This window comes from Streptomyces sp. DF42 (assembly GCF_058267695.1).
Map to the genome: position 1 here is coordinate 8,402,317 of NZ_CM177859.1, position 20,410 is coordinate 8,422,726.

Consider the following 20,410-nt stretch of genomic DNA (forward strand, 5'->3'; position numbering starts at 1 on the left):
TTCTTTCCGAGTCGAGAGGCGTGGCCAGAGGCGTTCGTAGGTGACGAGCGGCCGCATCAAGGGAGTTGACGCTGACCGGTTGCCAGTGCAGCGAGCGCCCGGTCGGTCAGTGCGGCGATGCGGGCTGCCGCCGGTCCTGTCAGGAGTGAGTAGTGGTGGCCGTCGACGGCCACCTCCTCGACCGGGCCCGACACATGAGGCCGCCAGCCCAGGCAGTCGAGGTCGAGGGCGTCGTCGACGCCCATGCCGACTCCGGCGTTGCTCGGGGAGGGCCCGGCGGCGCGGAACATCAGCAACCGGGTGTCGGGCGAGGCGAGAAGTCCCGCCCGGTGGCTGCCCAGGGCGCGGAGGTGGCGTCCGAAGACCTCCAGCCGTACGTCGGCGCTCTCACGCGGTCCGATCAGGCGTGCCTCACGCAGCCGTGCGGCCACCACGGACCGGGCATCGGGGGACGGCAGGCCGAGCAGCCGCTCCGCTTCGTGCGCACCGAGGCCGAGGTCCGTGTCGAGGAACGCTTCCAGCGAGCGCACATAGCGCACGGCCGCGATCGCCTCGTCCTCGTCGGGCCCCGCTCCGCCGAGCGGCCTGATGCGGTCCGGCACGTTGGAGTCGATCATCACGAGCAGCTGGGTGCGCTCTCCCCGCCGTTCCAGCTCGCAGGCCATGGCGTGGGCGAGGGTGCCGCCCATGGACCAACCGCCCAGAAGATAGGGACCGTCGGGCTGGTACTGGCGCATGGACGCCAGATACCGGTCGGCCATCTCGGCGATCGTCTCGGCGCCGTCTCCTCCGGTCAGCGCCGGGTCGGTGAGCGCCACGACGGGGCGTCCGTCCGTCAGCAGCCCGGCCAGCTCGCCGTAGCAGAGCACGTCGCCCCCGGAGGGGTGGACCAGGAACAGGGGGCGGTCGCTGTTGCCTTCACGCAGCAGCAGAGCGGCGTCGAGGTCGTCGGGGACGGTTCTGTTGGCCGGCCCACGCCGCGGCGACTGCGCGGGCTGTGCGGACTGGGTGGTCTGCGACGGCTCCCGGAGTTCCTCCCAGGCGGCCGGGCTCTGTGCGAGACGGCGCAGGTGGGCGACGTACGCGGTGAACGCCCTGCCCGCCTCGTCGGCGGGCACCTCGCTTTCCAGAACGTCCCACTGGAGCAGCAGTGCGCCGTGCTGTTCGAGGACCTGATGGTCCAGCCAGGTCTGCGGGGTGCTGCTCACTCCGTAGACCTGTGTCCCGGCCCAGTCCAGGTCGTGGCCGCCGCCGAGTGGCCCGGACAGGCCCAGGGCGCTGGTGAACACGACGGGCACGGACTCGGTGCGTCCGGTACGGGAGGACTTCTCCGCGAGCAACTCCAGGGCGGGGAACTCCCGGTGGTCGAGATCCTCGAAGAGTGAACTCTGTGCACGGGCAGCGGCATCTGCGAAGGAGGTGACCCCCGACCGGTCCACCGTGTGGAGCATCAGGGAGGTGAAGTCGCCGACCACCTCGTCCGCACCTGGCAGGCCGGACGGCCGGTCGAACAGCGTCAGCGTGAGAGCGAACCTGTCCTGCCCCGACCAGTCTGCCAAGGCGTGTCCGTATGCCGCGAGCAGGACGGCGGTCGGCGTCAGACCGCGTCGGGCCGCCTCTGCCTTGAGCGCGCACCAGTCGTCCCGCTCCAGTCGTGCGCTGCGCCGCCCGAAGCGGGGCCGCGAACCGGCTTCCGGTGTACACAGGGGCAGCGCCGGAGCGCCGGGCACGCTGTCGATCCGCTCCCGCCAGTAGGCCGCGGCGCGAGCGCGTTCCGGGGACTCGGCGCGCCGCTCCAGGGCGGCCACGCACTCCTCGAAAGTCGTCGGCACCGGGGGCAGTTCGAGCTGCGGGTCCTCGTAAAGGGCCCGCAGCTCACGGTCCCAGATCAGGTAACTCGCGGTGTCGCACACCAGCACGTCCACATTGACGAACAGCCGCACCACGTCCCCGGGCAGGCGGGCCGCCTTGATGTCGACGAGCGGCCAGCGGCCCGGACGCGGCTCCCGGCGGACCATGCGCGCGCGTGTCTGTTCCAGCTTCTGCGTGCGCTGCTCCTCGCTCAGCGCGGTCAGGTCCTGGACGCGGATGCGGTATCGGGGCACCCGGTCGAGGATCCGGTTGCGTCCCTCGGGGGAGATGACCGCACGGAGCATCGGGTGGCGGTCGATCACCCGGTTCCACGCCTCCTCGTAGCGTGCCGTGTCCAGGCCGGGACAGTCGAACTCCAGGTGGAACGAGCACGGCACGTCGCCGAGCCGGTAGCCTCCCGAGCCGCCGACCCAGTAGGCGTGCTGGACCCGTGTCAGCGGGAACTCGCCGGTCGTGGAGGCCGGTTCTCTCCGCTCGGTCGGGGTTCCGGACTGCGGGGACACGGCGGAGCCCAGGGGGATCATTGGAGCGAGTGCCGCGATGGTGGGGCGCGCCAGCAGGTCCTGCAGACGCAGGACGACACCTCGTTCGTCGCGCAGTCTCGCCAGCATGCGGGTGGCCAGGAGGGAATGCCCGCCGAGTGCGAAGAAGTCCGCGTCGCGGTCGGTCACGGGGAAGCCGAGCAGCTCGGACCAGACACCTGCGAGCAGTTCCTCGGCGACGCCGTGGGGCGCGGACGTTTCCTGCTGCGGGGTGCCGCCCGGCGGCTCCCGGCCCGGTGTGACGGTAGGGACGCCCGCGGTACGGCCGGCCAGATCCGCCGGGGAGACGGCCAGGGACGCGGGGGCGCGGCCCTCCTCGGCGAGCGCCAGGAGCCGGTCCACGGAACGCATGCCGTCCCGAAGACCGATCGAATGCCGGGAGGCGACGACCCGTTCGGTGCCGCCGGGGCCGATCCGCCAGCCGTCCCAGGCCACGCTGATCCAGCGGGTCCCGTCCTCCCGGTCTGCGTCTTCCCGGTCTTCCCGTTCGGCGAGGGCGTCGAGGAAGCGGTTGGCCGCGGCGTACGGGGCGAGTCCCAGGCCGCCGACGAAGGTGGTGGCCGAGGACATCAGCAGCACGGTCCTGGGGCGCAGGTCGTCCGGCAGTCCGTGCAGGGCGGACCGCAGGGCCATGGCTCCTGACACCTTCGCCCGGGCGTGGGCCCGCACGGTCTCTTCCTCCACGGCACGCAGCGGGGCCACGGCGGCCGAGGCCACGACACCCGCCGCGTGGACCACGAGGCCGAGCGGGCCGTACTGCTGTGACACGTCCCGGAGAAGGGCTGCCGTGGCGTCGGCATCCGCCGCGTCGACGGCCCGTACGTCCAGTTCGGCGCCGTCCTCGCGCAGTCGCTTCACGGCCTCGGCGCGTTCGGCCTGCGGGCTGTCCGGCGCCGGGTCGAAGGCCAGTCCGCCGCGGCCGGTGACCACGACACGCCAACCGCTTCGCGCGAGATGACCGGCGAGCGCCAGGCCCACGTCACCGAGCCCACCGATCACGACAGCTGTCCCGGCGCCCTGTTCTTGTTCGGGTGCCGGGGGCTGCCAGGGGGTGACGCCACGGATCCAGCGGTGGCCTCCGCGGTACGCCACTTCCACGCCACTCGGTGCACCGGTAGCCAGGGCCTGCGCTTCCGCGCACACCTTCCGGACATCCGTAGTGCGTACTGGACCGGGCGGGAGGTCGAGGGTGCGCCAGCGCAGTCCCGGGAACTCCTGGGCGAGGACGCGCGGCACGGCGAGCCCGGCCGAACCGCCCGGCACCGGCCGGTCACCGCTCTCGACGTGCTGGGCGCCCGTGCTGACGTGCAGCAGGCAGGCGGTGCCGGCCCAGGCAGCGGCGGCTTGGGCCACGCGTGCGTACCGGAGCACCGCATCGGTGACGCGCGCGGCGGGGTCACCGTGCGCGCCGTCCCCGTACGCGTCGACCATGACGATCCCCGCGCAGGGCAGCGACGGTTCGGCGGCGGCCTCCTCAGGGGCGAGCGGACGGGCACCCGCTGCCGCCAGTTCCTCGTAGACCGCGCTCAGCAGCTGCGAGTCGGCGTGGCCGTCGACGAGCCACCGGCCATCCAGCGGCCCTGGTGCGTCAGCGGGAGGCGTCCGGTGCCATACCGGTACCTGGAACGGCTCATCTTCGTAGGGCTCCTCGGGCTCAGCCGTCGCGTACGGCACCGGTGCGTGGCCGGTCTGTGCCTCGTCTGGTGGGTCTATCCACAGCCGGCGCCGCTCGAAGGGCAGTCCCGGCAGGGCGATGCGTCTCCGTCCCGGCCGGTGCAGGGCGTCGGCGTCGAGTAGGACGCCGTGCGTCCACAGCTCTCCCGCGGTCGCGAGCAGGGTCGCCCGTGCGCCGCGGTTGTCCTCGCGTCCGGGGAAGGTGGGCAGGGTGGCGACGACGTTCGCCGTGCCGTGCTGACGGACGAGTTGCAACAAGCCGCTGCCGGGGCCCACCTGGACGACGGCGGCCGGTCCCGTGCCGAGCGCGGTCGTGAGGGCGTCGGAGAACCGGACGACGGACCGCAGATGGGGCACCCAGTGCTCGGCCCCGGGCGGCGAGAGCAGCAGCTGCCCGGTGAGCGTCGTGGCGAGCGGGACCGCCGGGGTGCTGGGGACGGTGGACTCGGCGGCGGCGCGCAGCTCCGGCAGTACGGGGTCGACGAGGCGGGAGTGCGCAGCCGCGTCCAGGCGCAGCCGCGCGGTGTGGACGCCATCGGCGGCCAGACGGCGCTCCAGGGCAGCCACCGCCCCCACAGGTCCGGAGACCACGCAGGACAGCGGCGCGTTCACCGCCGCCAGGTCCAGATCCGGATGATCGCCGAGCAGCTTCACGACCTGATCCTCGGGCAGGGCCACGCTCAGCATCACGCCGCCGCCCGCCGTGCGTGACATCCCGCGCGAGCGCACGTCGACGAGGGTCACGGCATCGCTCAGCCGGAGTGCTCCGGCCACGACGGCGGCGGCGTACTCACCGAGGCTGTGCCCGACGAGCGCGTCCGCCTCGACGCCCCAGGAGCGCAGGGTGCGGGCCGTGGCGAGTGAGGCGGTGAACAGGGCCGGGAGCCCGTGCACCGGATCTCGCAACAGTTTCGTGGCCCGCTCGTCCGCAGGATCGGCGGCCAGGAGCGTACGAAGGCCGGGGCCTCTGCCGTCGTCCCGGGCGTCGAACAGCGCGGCGCACTCCCCGACTGCGCGGGCGAACTCCGGCTCTTCTTCCAGGAGTTCGCGTCCCATTCCCGGGTATTGGGCGCCACCGCCGGGGAACGCGAGCACGATCCTGGGCCGGGTCGGCGGGACGGCGCGCCGGGGTGCGGAGGCGAGGGCACCGGGCGTGCCGTCGAGCACCGCCGCGGTCCGGTGGGGCAGGTCACTGCGGCCGGTGTGCAGCGTGTACGCGGCGTCGGCGGCGTCGGTGCTGGGCTGATCCAGGGCGGTGGCCGTGGCGTCGGCTAGGCGCTCCAGGGCCTCGCCCCGGTGCGCGGACAGCAGGACCAGCTGGGGCCGCCTGTCGACGGGAGCTGGGGCTCGCTGGGGTGCGCTGCCGAGGACCACATGGCAGTTGGTGCCGCCGATGCCGAAGGAACTGACGCCCGCGTGGCGCAGGCCGACCCACTCACGCGCCTCGTGGTCCACGGTGAACGGGGAGTTCTCCAGCTCCAGATCCGGATTCAACGGAAGCGCGCCGAGCGAGGCGGGAAGTATGCCGTGGTGCAGCGCGAGCACGGTCTTGGCGAAACCGGCGATACCGGCCGCCGCGTTGGCGTGCCCGATGTTGCTCTTGACGGAGCCGAGGGAACACCAGGCAGGACCGCTCCCCCCGAACACCTTCCTCAGTGCGGCGAGTTCGACCACGTCACCGAGCCGTGTGGCGGTGCCATGGGTCTCGACGTAACTGACCATGTCCGGGGTGACGCCCGCGACGGTGAGTGCTTCGGAGACCGCAAGCGCCTGTCCGCGCGGTGACGGCGCCGTAAAGCCGGTGCGGTCCCCTCCGTCGTTGTTCACCGCGGAGCCGTGCAGCACGGCGAGGACCGGATCGCCGTCGGCCAGGGCGTCCGCGAGACGGCGCAGGACAGCGACGCCCACCCCTTGGCTGTGCACGATCCCGGTGCCCTCCGCGGAGAACGTCCGCACCCGCCCATCCACCGAGAAGATCCCGTCAGGCACATGGAGATAGCCCCTGCCCTGCGGAACGATCAGCGAGGAGCCTCCCGCGAGAGCGGTGTCGCACTCGCCGGCGAGGAGGGACTGCGCCGCCAGATGGACCGCCACGAGGGAGGTGGAGCAGGCGGTGCCCACCGCGAGTGCCGGTCCGGTCAGGGCGAGCCGATGGGCGACGTGCAGCGGCAGATAGTCGGCCACGCCGGAGACGGCGGCCTGGAGGCTGCCCACCGGGTCGGCGGCGGAGTCGGCGTACCGGCGGGCGAGGTTACGAGCCAGGTAGTCGCTGTGCGCGGAACCGGCGAACACTCCGACAGCACCCGCCCCGGCGCCGCCACCGTGTCCGGCCCGCTCCAGGGCCCGCCAGCACGCCTCGAGGAACAGCCTCTGCTGGGGATCCATCACGGCGGCCTCGGAGTCGGTGAGGCCGAACGGCTCGGGATGGAACAGATCCTGCCCGTCGATGACTCCGCTGACCGGGACATACGCCGGATTGCGCCGCAGCCGGTTCGGCAGACCGCTCTCGGCGAGTTCCCCCTCGGTGTGCCGGGTCAGCCCGCTGCGCCCCGCCACGAGCAAGTCCCAGAAGGCTTCGGTGTCCGGGGCGCCCGGGAAGCGACAGTCGAGTGCGGTGACGGCGATCAGGTCGTCGTGCCGTCCGTCCGAGGCTCCCGGTGCGTAACTCTGTGTCATGGGCGAGGCGTTCATCGGGTGGTCTCCTGGGCAAGGGCACGCGCGGCGACCCGCGAGGCCCGGCGTGGCTGGGACAGGAGGGCGGCACCGGCGTCCGGGGGCGTACGGGAGATGGCACCGGAGTCCGGAGACGCGACGGGTTCGGCCACCAGGTGAAGCTCACTGATCCGGGCCGCGAGCGAGCCGACGCCTGCGTGCGCGAGCATGTCGGCCAGCTCCAGGCGCGGTGCGACGCTCTGCCGGAGTCTGCGATGCGCCAGGACCAGAGTGAGCGAGGTCGCGCCCAGGGCGGCGAACGTGCTGTCGGCCGATACCTGACTGCCTGTCAGGTCCGCGAGGAGCGACGTGACTTCGTCGAGGACGGCCCGGTAGTGCTCGGGGTCGGCGTGGGGTGCGGCGGGCGTGACCGGAGCGGTGGTGTCCGCTGAGGGGACCGACCTGGCGATCGCCGGGATGCCCGGGGAGGCGGGACGGTGAACGACCTCGGCCAGTCCCCCCGTACAGAGCCGTGGTTCGAGGTGGGCCGGCCCGGCCAGTTCTGTCACCCGGCGCAGCCAGCGCGCGGTCGCCTCCAGCGCCTGGTCGGGGGCGAGCGCACCGGGCCTGAGGACGATCGCGGCCTCAAGACCGAGCGCCGCGGCTTCGTCAAGCGCCCTGGCCGCCCATCCCGTCCCCGTCCGGTCGTGGCGTACGTCGCCCAAGTGCCGCTCCTCGACGGCCGCCGCCAGTTGCGTGGCCGACGGCCGATCACCGCTCGGGAGGTCCTGCTCCTGGTACGGATTCACGAGCGCGGCATGGTCGATCTTGCCGTTCGTGGTGACCGGCAACTGCTCCAGGACGACGAACCGGCTGGGAATCATGTACTCGGGCAGCCGCTCGCGCAGCGCAGCCGACAGCTCCTCCGCCGACGGGGCTGGTCCTGATCCCTTCGGTGACACATGGGCGACCAGGCGGGGGCGCCCGTCCGGCCCCGGTACGGAGGAGACGACGCACTGCCGGATTCCGGGATGCCGCGCGAGCACCGCCTCGATCTCACCCAACTCGATCCGGTGTCCCCGGATCTTCACCTGCCGGTCGGCGCGGCCGAGGAATTCGATGTTCCCGTCCACCCGCCATCTGCCAAGGTCGCCCGTGCGATAGAGGAGGCGCCCGAGAACCCGGTGCGGGGCGAAACGCTCGGCGGTCTGGACGGGGTCGGCGGTGTAGCCGCGGGCCAGCCCGTCGCCTCCGATGAACAGTTCACCCGCCTCACCGACGGCGCACGGAGCACCTTGTTCGTCGAGTACGTGGAAGGACTGGCCGCGCAGCGCCCGGCCGTAGGGAATGCTGCGCCAGCTCGGGTCGGTGTGCCGGACGGGGTAGGTGATGGACCAGATCGACGCCTCGGTGGCGCCCCCCAGGCTCATGAACTCGGCCTGCGGTGCCAGCCTGTGCAGCCGTTCGGGCAGGGTCAGCGGGATCCAGTCGCCGGACAGCATCACCAGGCGAAGGGAGCGCAGGGCCTCGGTAGCCGCTTCCGGTTCGAACTCCGCGTACTCGATGAGCATCTCCAGGAGGGCGGGGGCGGTGTTCCACACGGTGACGCCGTGACGGCCCGCCTGTTCGAGCCAGTGCTGCGGGTCACGCTGCCGTGCGGGGTCGGGCAGCACCAGGGAGCCGCCCGCGCCCAGGACTCCGTAGATGTCGAAGACGGAGAGGTCGAAGCTGAGTGCCGACAGGGCGAGGACGCGGTCGTCGGCGTTGATGCCGAACCGGTCCACGATGTCGTCGATGGTGGTCCGGGCCGCACGGTGCTGGATCTCCACGCCCTTGGGGGTGCCCGTGGAGCCGGAGGTGAAGATCGTGTAGGCGAGGTCGTCCGGGCTCGGTGTCTTCGGGGACGGCACGGTGTCGGGGACGGCACCGCCTGCGGGTCTGCCCGTCGCGTTCAGCCGGTGCACGGTGACGCCCGGCGGCCAGTTGATCTTCACTCCGCGGCCGACCAACGCGTGCCGGACACCGGCCCGTTCGCAGACGGCGGCGATCCGGGCGTCGGGCCAGCTCGGCTCGACGGGCAGGTAGCCCGCCCCGGAGGCGCTGACTGAGAGGACGGCGGTGATCTGGGCGACGCCTTTCTCGCAGGCCACGGCGACGAGGTCGCCGGGCCCTGCCTGATGGGCGGTGAGGTACGCGGCCGTGGCGGCTGCGTTCTCCGCGAGCCGGCCATGTGTGACGGCCCCGGAGGGCCCGTGCAGGGCGGGCGTTTCGGCGTACTGCTGTGCGGCGTCCTGCACGGGGGAGTGCAACAGCGTTCGGGCGTCCGGGAACGGCGCGACGTCGAGCAGCTCCTCCGGGCGGAAGCTTGGGTCCCAGCCCAGCGCGCGGTCCTGCCACGCGGAGCTCTCCGCCAGCTGCCGCAGCAGCCGGACATGGGCGTCCAGCAGGGCCTGAACGTATCCGTCGGGGAACGCCCCTTCGACGGAGTCCCAGGCGAGGCGGAGCCGTCCGCCCTCGTCCCACACGATGTGGTCGAGCAGGACCTGCGGGGTCTGGGAGATGCCGAAGACCTCCTCGCCGATCCACGCGGCGGGTGGCTCGGCGTCACCGCTGATGCCCACCCCGCTGGTGAACACCACCGGATAGCGGGGAGCGGGGGAGGCGTCGGAGCCCTGGCCGGACAGGATGTCCCTGTGCACCTCGACCCCGGAGACGGAACGGTGGTCCAGGTCCTCCCAGAAGCGGCGGTTGACCTGCGTCGCGTAGTCGCCGAACCCTTCCCAGCTGCCGGGCGCGAAAGGCGGTGTCGCGACGAGCGCGGTGGTGGTGAAGTCGCCCACTGCATCAGTGGCCTCACCCGCCGTCTCGGGCCGGTCGAACAGCGTGGTGTTGAGACATATGCGCTCGCCGGCTCCCCAGCGGCCGAGCACCACGGCGAAGGCGGCGAGCAAAGTGGCGGTCGGTGTCACTCCCGCCTCCGCGCTGCGGGCACGGATCGCGGCCCAGGTGGGTGCGTCGAGGGTGGCGGCGTTACGCACGAAACGGGGCGGCGTGGTGTCCTGCGCCGCGCGCAGCACGGGCAGTTGCGGGGCGGGAGGAAGGTCGGCCGCGCGCTCGGACCAGTAGGCACGGTCGCGGGTACGGCGCGCGGCCCACTCCGGATCGGTTGCACGGTCGCGTTGAGTGCGTGCGAAGTCCGTTGTGGGGAGGGCAAGCCGTGCAGCCGGATCGGCGACGAGCTGTCCCCACTGGCGCATCAGAAGCATCCAGCCCGCGAGATCCGTGACGAGCACGTCCACGCCGACGTAGAGCCGTGTCCTGCCGTCCGGCAGCAGCGCCGCGTGGAGGTCGAAGAGCGGCCAGGTGCCGGTCGGCCGCACCTGGTGGGAGCGCTCGTGGCGCAGGAGGGACAGCGTCCGGTCTGTGTCCTCCGGCGATGCGTTGAGAAGGTCGCTGACGCCGATCCGGTAGGGCCCGACGTCGGTGAGGATGCGCTGCTGTCCCCGTTCGTCCACGGTCATGCGGAGCATCGGGTGTTGCTCGATCAGCCGGTTCCAGGCCACTTCCAGGCGCTGCAGCTCCGCGACGGGGTCCTCGGCGACACGGTCGTACTCGTAGTAGTAGAAGGTGGCGACGCCGCCGAGCGGCAGCCCTTCCTCCCGGCCGACGAAGTAGGACGCCTGGACGGGTGTCAGCGGGAACGGGGAGCCGTCTTGCTGCGAACTCTCCGCCGTATCAGGGGTTTTCGTGTCGTGTGGCGCCTCTGCCCGCACCTCCGCGGCCAGCCGGTTCGCGATGTCCTCGGCAGTGGCGCCGTCAAGGAAAGCGGTGAGGGGAAGGTCGGCGCCAGTACGCTCACGGATCCGCCGACGCAGCCGGACGGCGGTGAACGATTCCAGGCCCAGGGCTGACAGGGGTGTGTTCGGCGTAATCGAGTCGCTCTGCGTGCCGAGCACTTCGGCGATGCACTCGATGGTGCTCGCGAGAGCGTCTTCGGCAGGGGGGACGAACTGGCTCATTGGGACTCCGCTCCGTAGATCCGTGGACGACGTGGGGGATGGGTTCAGGCGCCAGATGCCGGGGCGCCGGGCACTACTCGCCTTGGCGCGTGAGGAGTTGGAGCCCGAGGTCGGGATCACCGGCGGGTCGCATGACGAGTCCGGCTTCGAAGGTCTCCTCGGCCAGCTCGCTCTCGCTTGCCACCCACCAGCGGTAGTCGACCGTGACCTCGGAGAGTGGAAGACCGTCCCGCAGCACGCGGTAGTCCATCCGCCAGGTGACCTCGTCGTCGCCCGAGGGCTCCGCGCTCGCCCAGCCCTCGTAGTGCAGTTCGCCCACGGTCGCCGTAGCCATCCGGGTGCGCGGAACGCGCTCCGGCCGGCCGGGCGGGCTGACATTGACGATGAGGGCGCCACCGGGGGCGAGCCGCTGTGCGGCGCTCACCCACAGGGCCCGCCGCTCGGCCGGAGGGAGGTGGCCCAGCATGTTCAGCGCGACGATCGCGCGTAGGCCGTCCGGGAGAGAGACGTGTGCGGCGTCCTCCGCCAGCACCGTGACGCGGCCCCGGAGTTCAGGGGCGTCATGGACGCGGGCGAGGAGCACCGCGCGTATGGGGGCGGAGGGTTCGACCGCGAGGACGGGCTCGTCGCCCGGCAGGGCGCCGCAGATGGCCGCCACCCCGCGGCCGGTACCGGCGCCCAGGTCCACCACCGGTCCGGCCTCGGCCTTCACCTGGTGGAGCAGTCCGGTCAGCGCCGGGGCAAGGGACTGCCAGGCCCCGGCCATCAAGAGGTCCAGGTACTCGGCGGAACGTTCGTACGGGTCCGGCACGGTCACCCTCCGGGCTTAGATTAATGCGATTGTCATTTTCATCTGGAGTATCGCAGGGTTCAGGACCGAACGCGTCGCTCTTGGCGATGCACCTTCCTCAAGGGGCACTCATGGCCAACTCCCCTGCACCGCTGACCGAGTTCCCATTGCGGCGGCCGGACGGCATCAGGCCGCCCGCCCTCCTCGCCGAGCTGCGGAACGGGCCGCCGCGCCGAGTCCGGCTCCCCTTCGGATCCGAGCCGTGGCTCCTGACCCGCCACGCCGATGTACGGGCCGCCCTCGCGCACCCCGGCCTCAGCGCCCTTGTTCCCGGGACTGCAGGCGGCCTTGCGAGTGCAATGCCGGTCTTCAGGACCCACACCGGCGCGCCCCTCCGCTCGACGTGTAAAGGAGGAATGCCTGTCGCCTCAGAGTGCGGGCACGCATATGGCCGGAGGCGGCTTGGCAGTGCGGGACTGGCTGACGTCGTCCGACTTGAGGGTGACGCATGCGGGCGGCTCGGTTGGGAAGAGCCGCTGCGGTTGCGGTGCCGCCTTGAGGGCCGAGCGGATTGGGTGCAGGTCACCAACTGCTCTTGGTCACGCCGGGGAGCTCGCCCGCGTGGGCCATCTCACGTACGCGGATGCGGGACAGGCCGAAGGCGCGCAGGTGGCCTCGGGGGCGCCCGTCCACGGAGTCGCGATTGCGCAGGCGGGTGGCGCTGGCGTCGCGGGGCTGTCGGCGCAGTTCACTCTGTGCGGCGGCGCGGTCCTCGTCGGAAGTTCCGGGGGACGAGATGATCGCCTTCAGTTCGGCGCGGTGCGCGGCACAGCGGGCCACGATGAGGCGCCGCTGTTCATTCTTCGCGATCTTGCTCTTCTTCGCCATCAGACCTTCCCTCCCCGGGCGCGGATGCAGGCGACGGCGGCCTCGATGCCGATCGTGTCGATCGTCTTGATGCCCTTGGTGGAGAGGGTGAGCCGGATGTGGCGGCCTTCGCTCGGCAGCCAGTAGCGCTTGTGCTGGATGTTGGGGTCGAAGCGGCGCTTGCTTCGCCGGTGCGAGTGGGAGATCTGATTCCCGAAGCCGGGCTGCCGGCCGGTCAGTTGGCAGTGGGCGGACATGGTTCCTCCTCGTGTGATGGCAGCACAGTAGCAGCTTAATGAAAATGAAAACCAATATGTGTATGGTGCTGTCCATGGCCCGTAACGAACTGCGCCCGATCATCAAGCTGAGGTCCACCGCCGGCACCGGCTACACCTACGTGACCCGCAAGAACCGCCGTAACGACCCCGACCGACTGACGCTGCGCAAGTACGACCCGATGGTCGGTCGCCACGTCGACTTCCGTGAGGAGCGCTGAGCGCCGTGAAGCCGGGAATCCACCCCGCCTACCGCCCGGTCGTCTTCCGTGACCGGGCCGCCGACTTCGCCTTCCTCACCCGGTCGACGGCCACCAGCGACAAGACCGTCGAGTGGGAGGACGGAAACACCTACCCGGTCATCGACGTCGAGATCTCCTCGGCGAGCCACCCCTTCTACACCGGCACCCAACGGGTCCTGGACACCGCGGGGCGGGTCGAGCGCTTCGAGCGGCGTTACGCACGCGGACGGAGCAAGCAGTGAGCGGAGACCAGGCGCGGCTGCCGGTCGCGATCGTCGCCGGGTTGCACGCCGACGCCCGCCGGACCGCCGTCGAGGAGATCCTGCGTACGGTCCCCGGCTCGGTAGCGCTGCACCACGACCTGACGTCCGCCGTCGACAGCGCGGTGCACCGGACGGTGCGCGACGCCGGCGGTCTGCTGGGCAGCGGCGACGCGCCCCTGGTGAACGACTGCGCGTGCTGCGCGCTGCGCGAGGACCTCGTCCCCGAACTGCTGCGGCTCGCGGGGGAGGGCAGGCACCGGCTGGCCGTCGTGGAACTGTGGGACTCCGTCGAACCCCAGGCCATGGCCGCGGTCATCGCCGCCGCGGGCACACCGCTGGCGCTGACCGGGGTCGCCACCGCGATCGATCCGGCACTCGTCCTGCCGTACCTGGCCAACGGCGACGACCTGGCCGACGTCGGCCTCGCCGCCGCCCCGAGCGACCAGCGCACCGTTGCCGACACCTTCGCCCGGCAACTGGAGTACCCCACGCTGATCGCCCTTGTCGAGGACAGCTCGGGCGGGGAGGGCGGCGAGGTCGCAGACGACACCGACCACGCGCTGCTCGCCCAGCTCACACCGGGCGCACGGACAGTACGCGTGGAGGGCGGCGGCCTGGGGGCCGCTCTGCTGGCGGGCTTCGACGTGGCAGCGGCCGCCGCCCGCCAGCATCCCGCCTGCGCCCTGCTGCCGCAGGAGTACGACGAGCACGGCGTGAGCACCCTCGTCTGGCGGCGCGAACGGCCCTTCCACCCGCAGCGCCTCTACGCCGCGCTGGAGGACCTGACCTGCGCCGCGGCACGCAGCCGCGGGCGGTTCTGGCTGGCCGACCGCCCCGACACCCTGCTGTCGTGGGACGCCGCGGGCGGCGCGCTGTGCGTGGAGTCGGCCGGGCCCTGGCTGGCCGCCCTGCCCGATGCCGCCTGGGAGATGGTGCCCGTCGAACGCCGCCTCGCCGCCTCCTTGGACTGGCAACCGCAGCACGGTGACCGCTGCCAGTACCTCACCTTCACCTCGCCCGGCCTGGACCGCGACGGTCTGCCGGCCCTGCTCGACTCGTGCCTGCTCACCTACGACGAGTACACGGCGGGCAGGCACCGCTGGAAACAACTCCCGCACGCCTTCGACGACTTGCTCGACCCAGTGACCTGAACCGCGGTTCGTTCCGGCGGCGACGCGGCCTGAAGGCACCGGTATTCGCTCGCCCGGACCGTGAGCCGGTGCAGGGCCCGCATGTCCGACCCCATCCCATTCAGAGGAGACCCGACCGACCATGCCCCGAAGCACGAGCCCCCGGCGGCAGCCAGCCAAGCGTCAGCGCGCCAACCCGCTGGACGCCGCCGGCCTCACGTACGTCGACTACAAGGACACCGAACTGTTGCGGAAGTTCATCTCCGACCGCGGAAAGATCCGCAGCCGTCGGGTGACCCACGTGACGCGTCAGCAGCAGCGGCAGATAGCGCAGGCCATCAAGAACGCACGCGAAATGGCTCTGCTGCCCTACAGCTCCCGATAGCCGGCCCGAGTCAACGCTTTTCGTACGGGTCCGGCGGCTGTTCGACCTGGCTGACCGTTCTCGCCTCCGGCACGGGGGGCCAGGCTGCCGACGCGCGCAGTTTGCTTTTGGGGTGCCAGGTACCCGTGACCGTCACCCAGGTGTCCGGGCCGGGGCGTCCGCGCCGCGGGCCTGCACCTTGCTTGTCGTTGTGTCGGCCGCGCCGCAGGAGACCAGGAGCCGGGTGATGTACCACGGGCCGTTGTCCCCGTGCGTGACGAAGCCGGTCAGGCGGACGGTGTGGCCCTTCAGCGAGCGCCCGCTGTCGTACATTGCCCGGGAGGTGAAGGCGGCGACGCTCAGGTCCACCGGGTCGTCGGCCGGCAGTGCCGGGAGCGTGCCGACGCCCTGGGCCGCGCGCTGCCCGTCCTCCCTGGCCGCGCTGTAGGAGCCGAGCGCGGGCGGCGGGAAGAGCAGCAGCGCGGTGGCGGGGAGCGTGAGCAGCCAGGCGAGGCGCGGGCCGGTCGTATGGGTGTGATCGTGCCCGCGGTCGTGCGGGTCCTCGTTCTCGTCCTCGTCCGGGAGCTCCCGCGCGGCCCTCACTCCCGCGGCCACGCCCAGCAGCACCAGCAGTGCCCCCGACGCGACCAGATACGGGCGCAGCCCGGACTGTACCTACCGCAGATACAGGGCACTGAACAGCGAGATCCGCAGCACCGCGGCGCCCACCAGCAGCAACAGCACGGCCGGCCCGTACCGCCTCACAGCAGCCACCACCCCACGAGCACACTGCTCGCCAGCGCGATCGCCCAGGTCACGGGCGAGAACCGGATGGTGAAGGCCCGGCCGAACGTGCCCGCCTGGAGCGCGATCAGTTTCAGGTCGACCATCGGCCCGACCACCATGAACGTCAGCCGCGCGGTGGGCGAGAACCCGCTGAGCGAGGCGGCCACGAACGCGTCGGCCTCGCTGCACACGCACAGCACCACGGCGAGCAGCGCCAGCAGCGGGACGGAGAGCCAGGCCGATCCGGTGAAGACGTCGAGGACCGAGCGCGGCACCGTGATGTTGAAGGTCGCCGCTGCCGCCGAACCGAGCACGAGGAAGCCCCCGGCGGGCAGGAAGTCGTGCTGCAGCCCGGCCGTGAAGGCACCCGTGCGGGAGGCCCCGGAACCGGTCGTACGCGGTTTCGGCAACTGCAGCCACTCCTGGCGCCCGAAGCGTGCCCACAGCCAGCCCATCACGACGGCGGTGGCAAGCGAGGCGACGAGCCGGGCCGCCACCATCAGCGGCTGCCCGGGGAAGGCGATGGACGTGGCGACCAGGACGACGGGGTTGATCGCGGGCGCGGAGAGCAGGAACGCAAGCGCGGCGGCCGGGGCGACCCCGCGCCGCATCAGGCTTGCGGCCACCGGTACGGACGCGCACTCGCACCCGGGCAGGACGGCACCGACGGCGCCCGCGACCGGCACGGCGAGGGCGGGGCTGCGCGGCAGCAGCCGGGTGAAGACACGCTCGGGCACGAAGGCGCCGATGGCGGCGGAGACGACCGTGCCCAGCAACAGGAAGGGGACGCCCTGGACGACGACGGCCGTGAAGACCGTCCACCAGGCGGCGACGGGCAGAGTGCAGAGGTCGAGTGCGAGCGTCGGTCCGAGGACGCTGGCGACCGTGGCGATCGCGGTGAGCGCGGCACCGCCGAGGACGACGTACACGAGGGTCCGTACCACGAGGCGTACGGCGTCGGCGAGCCCGCCGCGGCCCTCCGCGTACTCCTGATCGCTCACGCCACTCGCTTCGCCGTACGACACCACCAACGCGCCGGACACTAACGATCAAGGCTGTGTGCCGGCCTGGCCCCGCCCCGCAGGAAGCTGTCGGAGTGACGGTTGCGCCGGTGCCAGATTAGGCCAGTCCGGGTGTCGGCAGTCGCGGAACTCGGATGCTGGTCGAGGATCTCGGCGTGCGGCGATCCGCCGGCCCGTGCCGCCGTCGTGAAGCGGGGGATGCCTCCCGGGTCGGTGTCCGTGCGGTGCCGGGCCGGGCGGCGCCGTGGCTGCGTTCGCCGCCCGGCCCGGGGTCCTCAGACGCCTGCCACGATTCCGGGGTGCTCGTGCTCGCAGGTGTCGTCGATGCCGTAGGTGTCCCAGGCGGGGAACGGATCCATGGGCGGCAGGATCTCGCCGTCGGCCATGAGGCAGTCCGTCAGCGCCGCGTGCAGTGCGTCCGCGCGCACGTGCGTGCCGATGAAGACCAGTTCCTGGCCGTCGGGACTGTCCGTGTCGCGGGCGGCAGAGGGCTCGAAGCGTGCGACGGAGCCGGCCTGTGACCACAGTCCCGTCACCTGCGGGCGGCTGGCCAGGGTGAAGAACCCCTTGGAGCGCAGGATCTGCCCGTATGAGCCGCTGTCGAGTTCCTCGGTCACGAACGTCCACAGTCGGCCGGGATGGAAGGGCCGCTCGGCGCGGAAGACGGTGGAGGAGATCCCGTACTCCACCGTCTCGGGGACGTGGTCGCCGTTGAGCTCCCTCACCCAGCCCGGGGCCTGTTGGGCGCGTTCCAGGTTGAACAACCTGGTGCCCAGTACGTCGCCGACCTTCACGCGACCGTGGACGGCCGGCACGAGGCGCGCGGCAGGGTTGAGGCGGGTGAGCGTCGCCCGCAGCCGGTCGGCCGCCTCCTCGTCGACGAGGTCGAGCTTGTTGAGGACGATGACGTCGGCGAACTCGATCTGGTCCATCAGCAGGTCGCTGACGGTGCGTTCGTCGTCCTCATATTGGTCCAGGCCGCGTTCGGCGAGTTCGTCGCCGCTTGTCAGCTCGGGCAGGAAGCCCGCGGCGTCGACGACCGTCACCATGGTGTCCAGGCGGGCGATCTCGCCGAGTGCGGCACCGTCGTCGCGGGCGAAGGCGAAGGTCGCGGCCACCGGCATGGGTTCGGAGATACCGGACGACTCGATGAGCAGGTAGTCGAAGCGTCCCTCGCGAGCCAGCCGGTCGACCTCCTCGAGCAGATCGTCGCGCAGGGTGCAGCAGATGCAGCCGTTGGTCATCTCGACCAGGCGCTCCTCGGTACGCGACAGGGCCGCCTCACCGCCGCGCACCAGGGCGGCGTCGATGTTGACCTCGCTCATGTCGTTGACGATGACCGCGACGCGCAGTCCCTCGCGGTTGCCGAGGACATGGTTGAGGAGGGTGGTCTTGCCCGCGCCGAGGAATCCGGACAGGACGGTGACGGGCAGTCGGTCGGAAGACATGATCAGCCCTCGGGGCGCAGCAGCCCGCGCTCGTACGCCTTCACCAGCCGCTGAGGCACCAGGTACGGAACGCCGTCGACAGTGATCGGGACGAGCGTCGGCGTGGCCGCCTTCCACTGGGCGCGGCGGTGGCGGGTGTTGCTGCGGGACATCTTCCGCTTGGGAACGGCCATGTGATCCTCCTCGGTGGGTGAGCACAGAGAAAACTACATGAAAATGAATCCCATTACTAATGGCCGTAGGGATCAGCGACTTCGAGGGGCGGGCGGCAGGCGTCCTTGGGTACCGCCGATCACGTGTTGCGGTGTAACGACCTCCACGTGACCAGTCCCGTCGAAGCAGCCGGACGGCAACAGCCCGCCACACCGCGTGGGTGCGGCGGGCTGTGGGGCGCAAGTGGTCAGCGCTCGGCCTCCTCGCGGGCCCGGGTCCAGGCTGCCTCACGCAGCAGCCGCAGGCCGTTGAGACCGACGAGGACGGTCGAGCCCTCGTGACCGAGGACACCGAGCGGCAGCGGAAGCGTGGCAGCCAGGTCCCAGACGACCAGGCCGGAGATGAACACGGCGGCGATGACCAGGTTCTGCACCACCAGGCGGCGGGCCCGCCGGGAGAGGGCCACCACTGCGGGGACGGTGGCCAGCTCGTCGCGGACGACCACCGCGTCCGCGGTCTCCAGCGCCAGGTCGGAGCCGGCCCGGCCCATGGCGATGCCGGTGTGGGCAGCGGCCAGGGCGGGCGCGTCATTGACGCCGTCGCCGACGACCAGCACCTTCCGGCCGGACTGCTCCAGTTCCCTGACCGCGACCACCTTGTCCTGCGGGAGCAGTCCGGCACGTACGTCGGCGATTCCCACCTCGGCGGCCAGGCGGGCGGCGGCGCGCGGGTTGTCACCGGTGAGCAGGATCGGCGCGGTGCCGGTGAGCGCGGTGAGAGAGGTGACGGTGGCGGCGGCGTCGGGGCGCAGCCGGTCGGCGATGCCCAGGACTCCGGCCGGCGTGCCGTCGGCCACCACCAGGACCGCGGTGCCTCCACCATCCTCCAGTTCGTCGGCGACGGCGGTGTGCGCGCCCTTGGCGTCGGACGGCAGCCGGGCGGGGGCGCCGACCGCGATCTTGCGGCCGTCGACGGTGGCGGTGACGCCGACGCCAGGGGTGGATGTGAAGTCCTCCGCGACGGGCAGGGCGAGACCACGCTCGCGGGCGGCGTCCACGACGGCCCGGGCCAGCGGGTGCTCGCTGGGGTGCTCGGCCGCCGCGGCAAGAACCAGCAACTCCTCCGTGTTCGCGCCGGAGGCGGGCAGCGGCCGGATGCCGGTCACGCGCGGGGTGCCCTCGGTGAGCGTGCCGGTCTTGTCCAGCCCCACCGCGTCGACCTGGCCGAGGCGTTCCATCACCACGGCGGACTTGACCAGCACACCGTGCCGTCCGGCATTCGCGATCGCCGACAGCAGCGGCGGCATGGTCGCCAGCACCACTGCGCACGGCGAAGCGACGATCATGAAGGTCATGGCCCGCAGCAGCGAACCCGTCAACGCGGCGCCGAACGCGAGCGGCACCGCGAACACGGCGAGCGTCGCCGCCACCATGCCGATCGAGTAGCGCTGCTCGACCTTCTCGATGAACAGCTGGGTCGGGGCCTTGGTTTCGGAGGCTTCCTCGACCATCCGCACGATCCGGGCGATGACCGACTCGGAGGCGTCGCGCTCCACCTTGATCCGGAGCGCGCCGGTGCCGTTGAGGGTGCCGGCGAATGCCTCGTCGCCGGATTCCTTCACCACAGGCAGCGGTTCGCCGGTGATGGTGGCCTGGTCAACCTCACTCGCCCCGTCCAGAACCCGGCCGTCGGCGCCGAGCCGCTCCCCGGGCCGGACCAGGACGGTGTCACCGACGACGAGGTCGGCGGTGGGCACGGTCTCCTCGGTGCCGTCGGCGCGCAGCCGGGTCGCGGTGGCCGGGGCGAGGTCGAGTAGGCCGCGCACCGAGTCGGCGGTGCGCGCGGTCGCCAGGGCCTCCAGGGCGCCCGAGGTGGCGAAGATGACGATCAGCAGCGCGCCGTCCATCACTTGCCCGACGGTTGCGGCCCCCAGTGCGGCCACGATCATCAACAGGTCGACGTCGAGGGTCTTCTCGCGCAGCGCCCGAAGTCCGGCCAGTGCGGGCTCCCAGCCACCGGCCGCGTAGGCGACCGCGTACAGCGGCCCCCATGCCCAGGCGGGCGCGCCGGTGAGCTGGAGCGGCAGCGTGAGCAGGAACAGCGCCGTGGCCGCTCCGGCCCAGCGGGCCTCGGGCAGCGCGAACACCCGGGTCCGCCGCCGCGGGGCAGTGTCCGGGCGCGGGGTCGCGGCGGGCGCAGGGCGCTCGATCAGGGTGGTGGACATGACAGAAGAACCCTTCGGCAGGGCGGGTGCAACAACCCAGCCCACCATACAGGTACATATGAAGAGCTCTTCAAGTATTGCTTGTAT

General features: G+C 71.8%; 14 protein-coding genes. 4 read left to right on the forward strand and 10 right to left on the reverse strand.

Annotated features, from left to right (window positions below; genetic code table 11):
- Positions 1-56: 56 nt before the first annotated feature.
- The 5 genes from ACYUED_RS38655 to rpmB form a co-directional block, all read right to left on the reverse strand.
- On the reverse strand, positions 57-6,779 hold the full coding sequence (locus ACYUED_RS38655) for an SDR family NAD(P)-dependent oxidoreductase (protein WP_491289076.1): 6,723 nt from the start codon (positions 6,777-6,779) through the stop codon (positions 57-59).
- On the reverse strand, positions 6,776-10,759 hold the full coding sequence (locus ACYUED_RS38660) for an amino acid adenylation domain-containing protein (protein ID WP_491289077.1): 3,984 nt from the start codon (positions 10,757-10,759) through the stop codon (positions 6,776-6,778). Before ACYUED_RS38660 ends, ACYUED_RS38655 begins: the two co-directional genes overlap by 4 nt.
- A gap of 73 nt (positions 10,760-10,832) precedes the next feature.
- On the reverse strand, positions 10,833-11,576 hold the full coding sequence (locus ACYUED_RS38665; RefSeq protein WP_491289078.1) for a class I SAM-dependent methyltransferase: 744 nt from the start codon (positions 11,574-11,576) through the stop codon (positions 10,833-10,835).
- Between the two features lie 555 nt (positions 11,577-12,131).
- Positions 12,132-12,437 carry a 30S ribosomal protein S14 gene (rpsN, locus tag ACYUED_RS38670; protein WP_491289079.1) on the reverse strand — a complete coding sequence of 102 codons (306 nt, stop codon included), beginning with the start codon at positions 12,435-12,437 and terminating at the stop codon, positions 12,132-12,134.
- Positions 12,437-12,673, reverse strand: a complete 237-nt coding sequence (rpmB, locus tag ACYUED_RS38675; RefSeq protein ID WP_491289080.1) for a 50S ribosomal protein L28 — start codon at positions 12,671-12,673, stop codon at positions 12,437-12,439. Before rpmB ends, rpsN begins: the two co-directional genes overlap by 1 nt.
- A gap of 74 nt (positions 12,674-12,747) precedes the next feature.
- On the opposite strand from rpmB, the gene rpmG reads away from it, so the two are divergent.
- From rpmG to rpsR, 4 genes are all read left to right on the forward strand, one after another.
- Positions 12,748-12,912 carry a 50S ribosomal protein L33 gene (gene rpmG / locus ACYUED_RS38680; RefSeq protein WP_491289081.1) on the forward strand — a complete coding sequence of 55 codons (165 nt, stop codon included), beginning with the start codon at positions 12,748-12,750 and terminating at the stop codon, positions 12,910-12,912.
- Between the two features lie 5 nt (positions 12,913-12,917).
- Positions 12,918-13,175, forward strand: coding sequence for a type B 50S ribosomal protein L31 (locus ACYUED_RS38685; protein ID WP_491289082.1), 258 nt, complete (start codon positions 12,918-12,920; stop codon positions 13,173-13,175).
- Positions 13,172-14,347, forward strand: a complete 1,176-nt coding sequence (locus ACYUED_RS38690; protein ID WP_491289083.1) for a GTP-binding protein — start codon at positions 13,172-13,174, stop codon at positions 14,345-14,347. Before ACYUED_RS38685 ends, ACYUED_RS38690 begins: the two co-directional genes overlap by 4 nt.
- Before the next feature lie 121 nt (positions 14,348-14,468).
- Positions 14,469-14,711, forward strand: a complete 243-nt coding sequence (rpsR, locus tag ACYUED_RS38695; RefSeq protein ID WP_491289084.1) for a 30S ribosomal protein S18 — start codon at positions 14,469-14,471, stop codon at positions 14,709-14,711.
- Between the two features lie 132 nt (positions 14,712-14,843).
- Here rpsR and ACYUED_RS38700 read toward each other — a convergent pair whose 3' ends face one another.
- The 5 genes from ACYUED_RS38700 to ACYUED_RS38720 all read right to left on the reverse strand — a co-directional run bounded on the left by ACYUED_RS38700 (position 14,844) and on the right by ACYUED_RS38720 (position 20,323).
- Positions 14,844-15,305 (reverse strand): hypothetical protein, encoded by a 462-nt coding sequence (locus ACYUED_RS38700; protein ID WP_491289085.1) that lies wholly within the window; start codon positions 15,303-15,305, stop codon positions 14,844-14,846.
- Positions 15,306-15,451: 146 nt separating this feature from the next.
- The gene (locus ACYUED_RS38705; protein WP_491289086.1) at positions 15,452-16,477 is read right to left on the reverse strand and encodes a permease; all 1,026 of its coding nucleotides are present in this window, start codon (positions 16,475-16,477) and stop codon (positions 15,452-15,454) included.
- Between the two features lie 296 nt (positions 16,478-16,773).
- Positions 16,774-17,946 (reverse strand): GTP-binding protein, encoded by a 1,173-nt coding sequence (locus ACYUED_RS38710; protein ID WP_491289087.1) that lies wholly within the window; start codon positions 17,944-17,946, stop codon positions 16,774-16,776.
- Between the two features lie 2 nt (positions 17,947-17,948).
- The gene (gene rpmF / locus ACYUED_RS38715; protein ID WP_030069935.1) at positions 17,949-18,119 is read right to left on the reverse strand and encodes a 50S ribosomal protein L32; all 171 of its coding nucleotides are present in this window, start codon (positions 18,117-18,119) and stop codon (positions 17,949-17,951) included.
- 227 nt (positions 18,120-18,346) lie between these two features.
- The gene (locus ACYUED_RS38720) at positions 18,347-20,323 is read right to left on the reverse strand and encodes a heavy metal translocating P-type ATPase (protein ID WP_491289088.1); all 1,977 of its coding nucleotides are present in this window, start codon (positions 20,321-20,323) and stop codon (positions 18,347-18,349) included.
- Between the last annotated feature and the right edge of the window lie 87 nt (positions 20,324-20,410).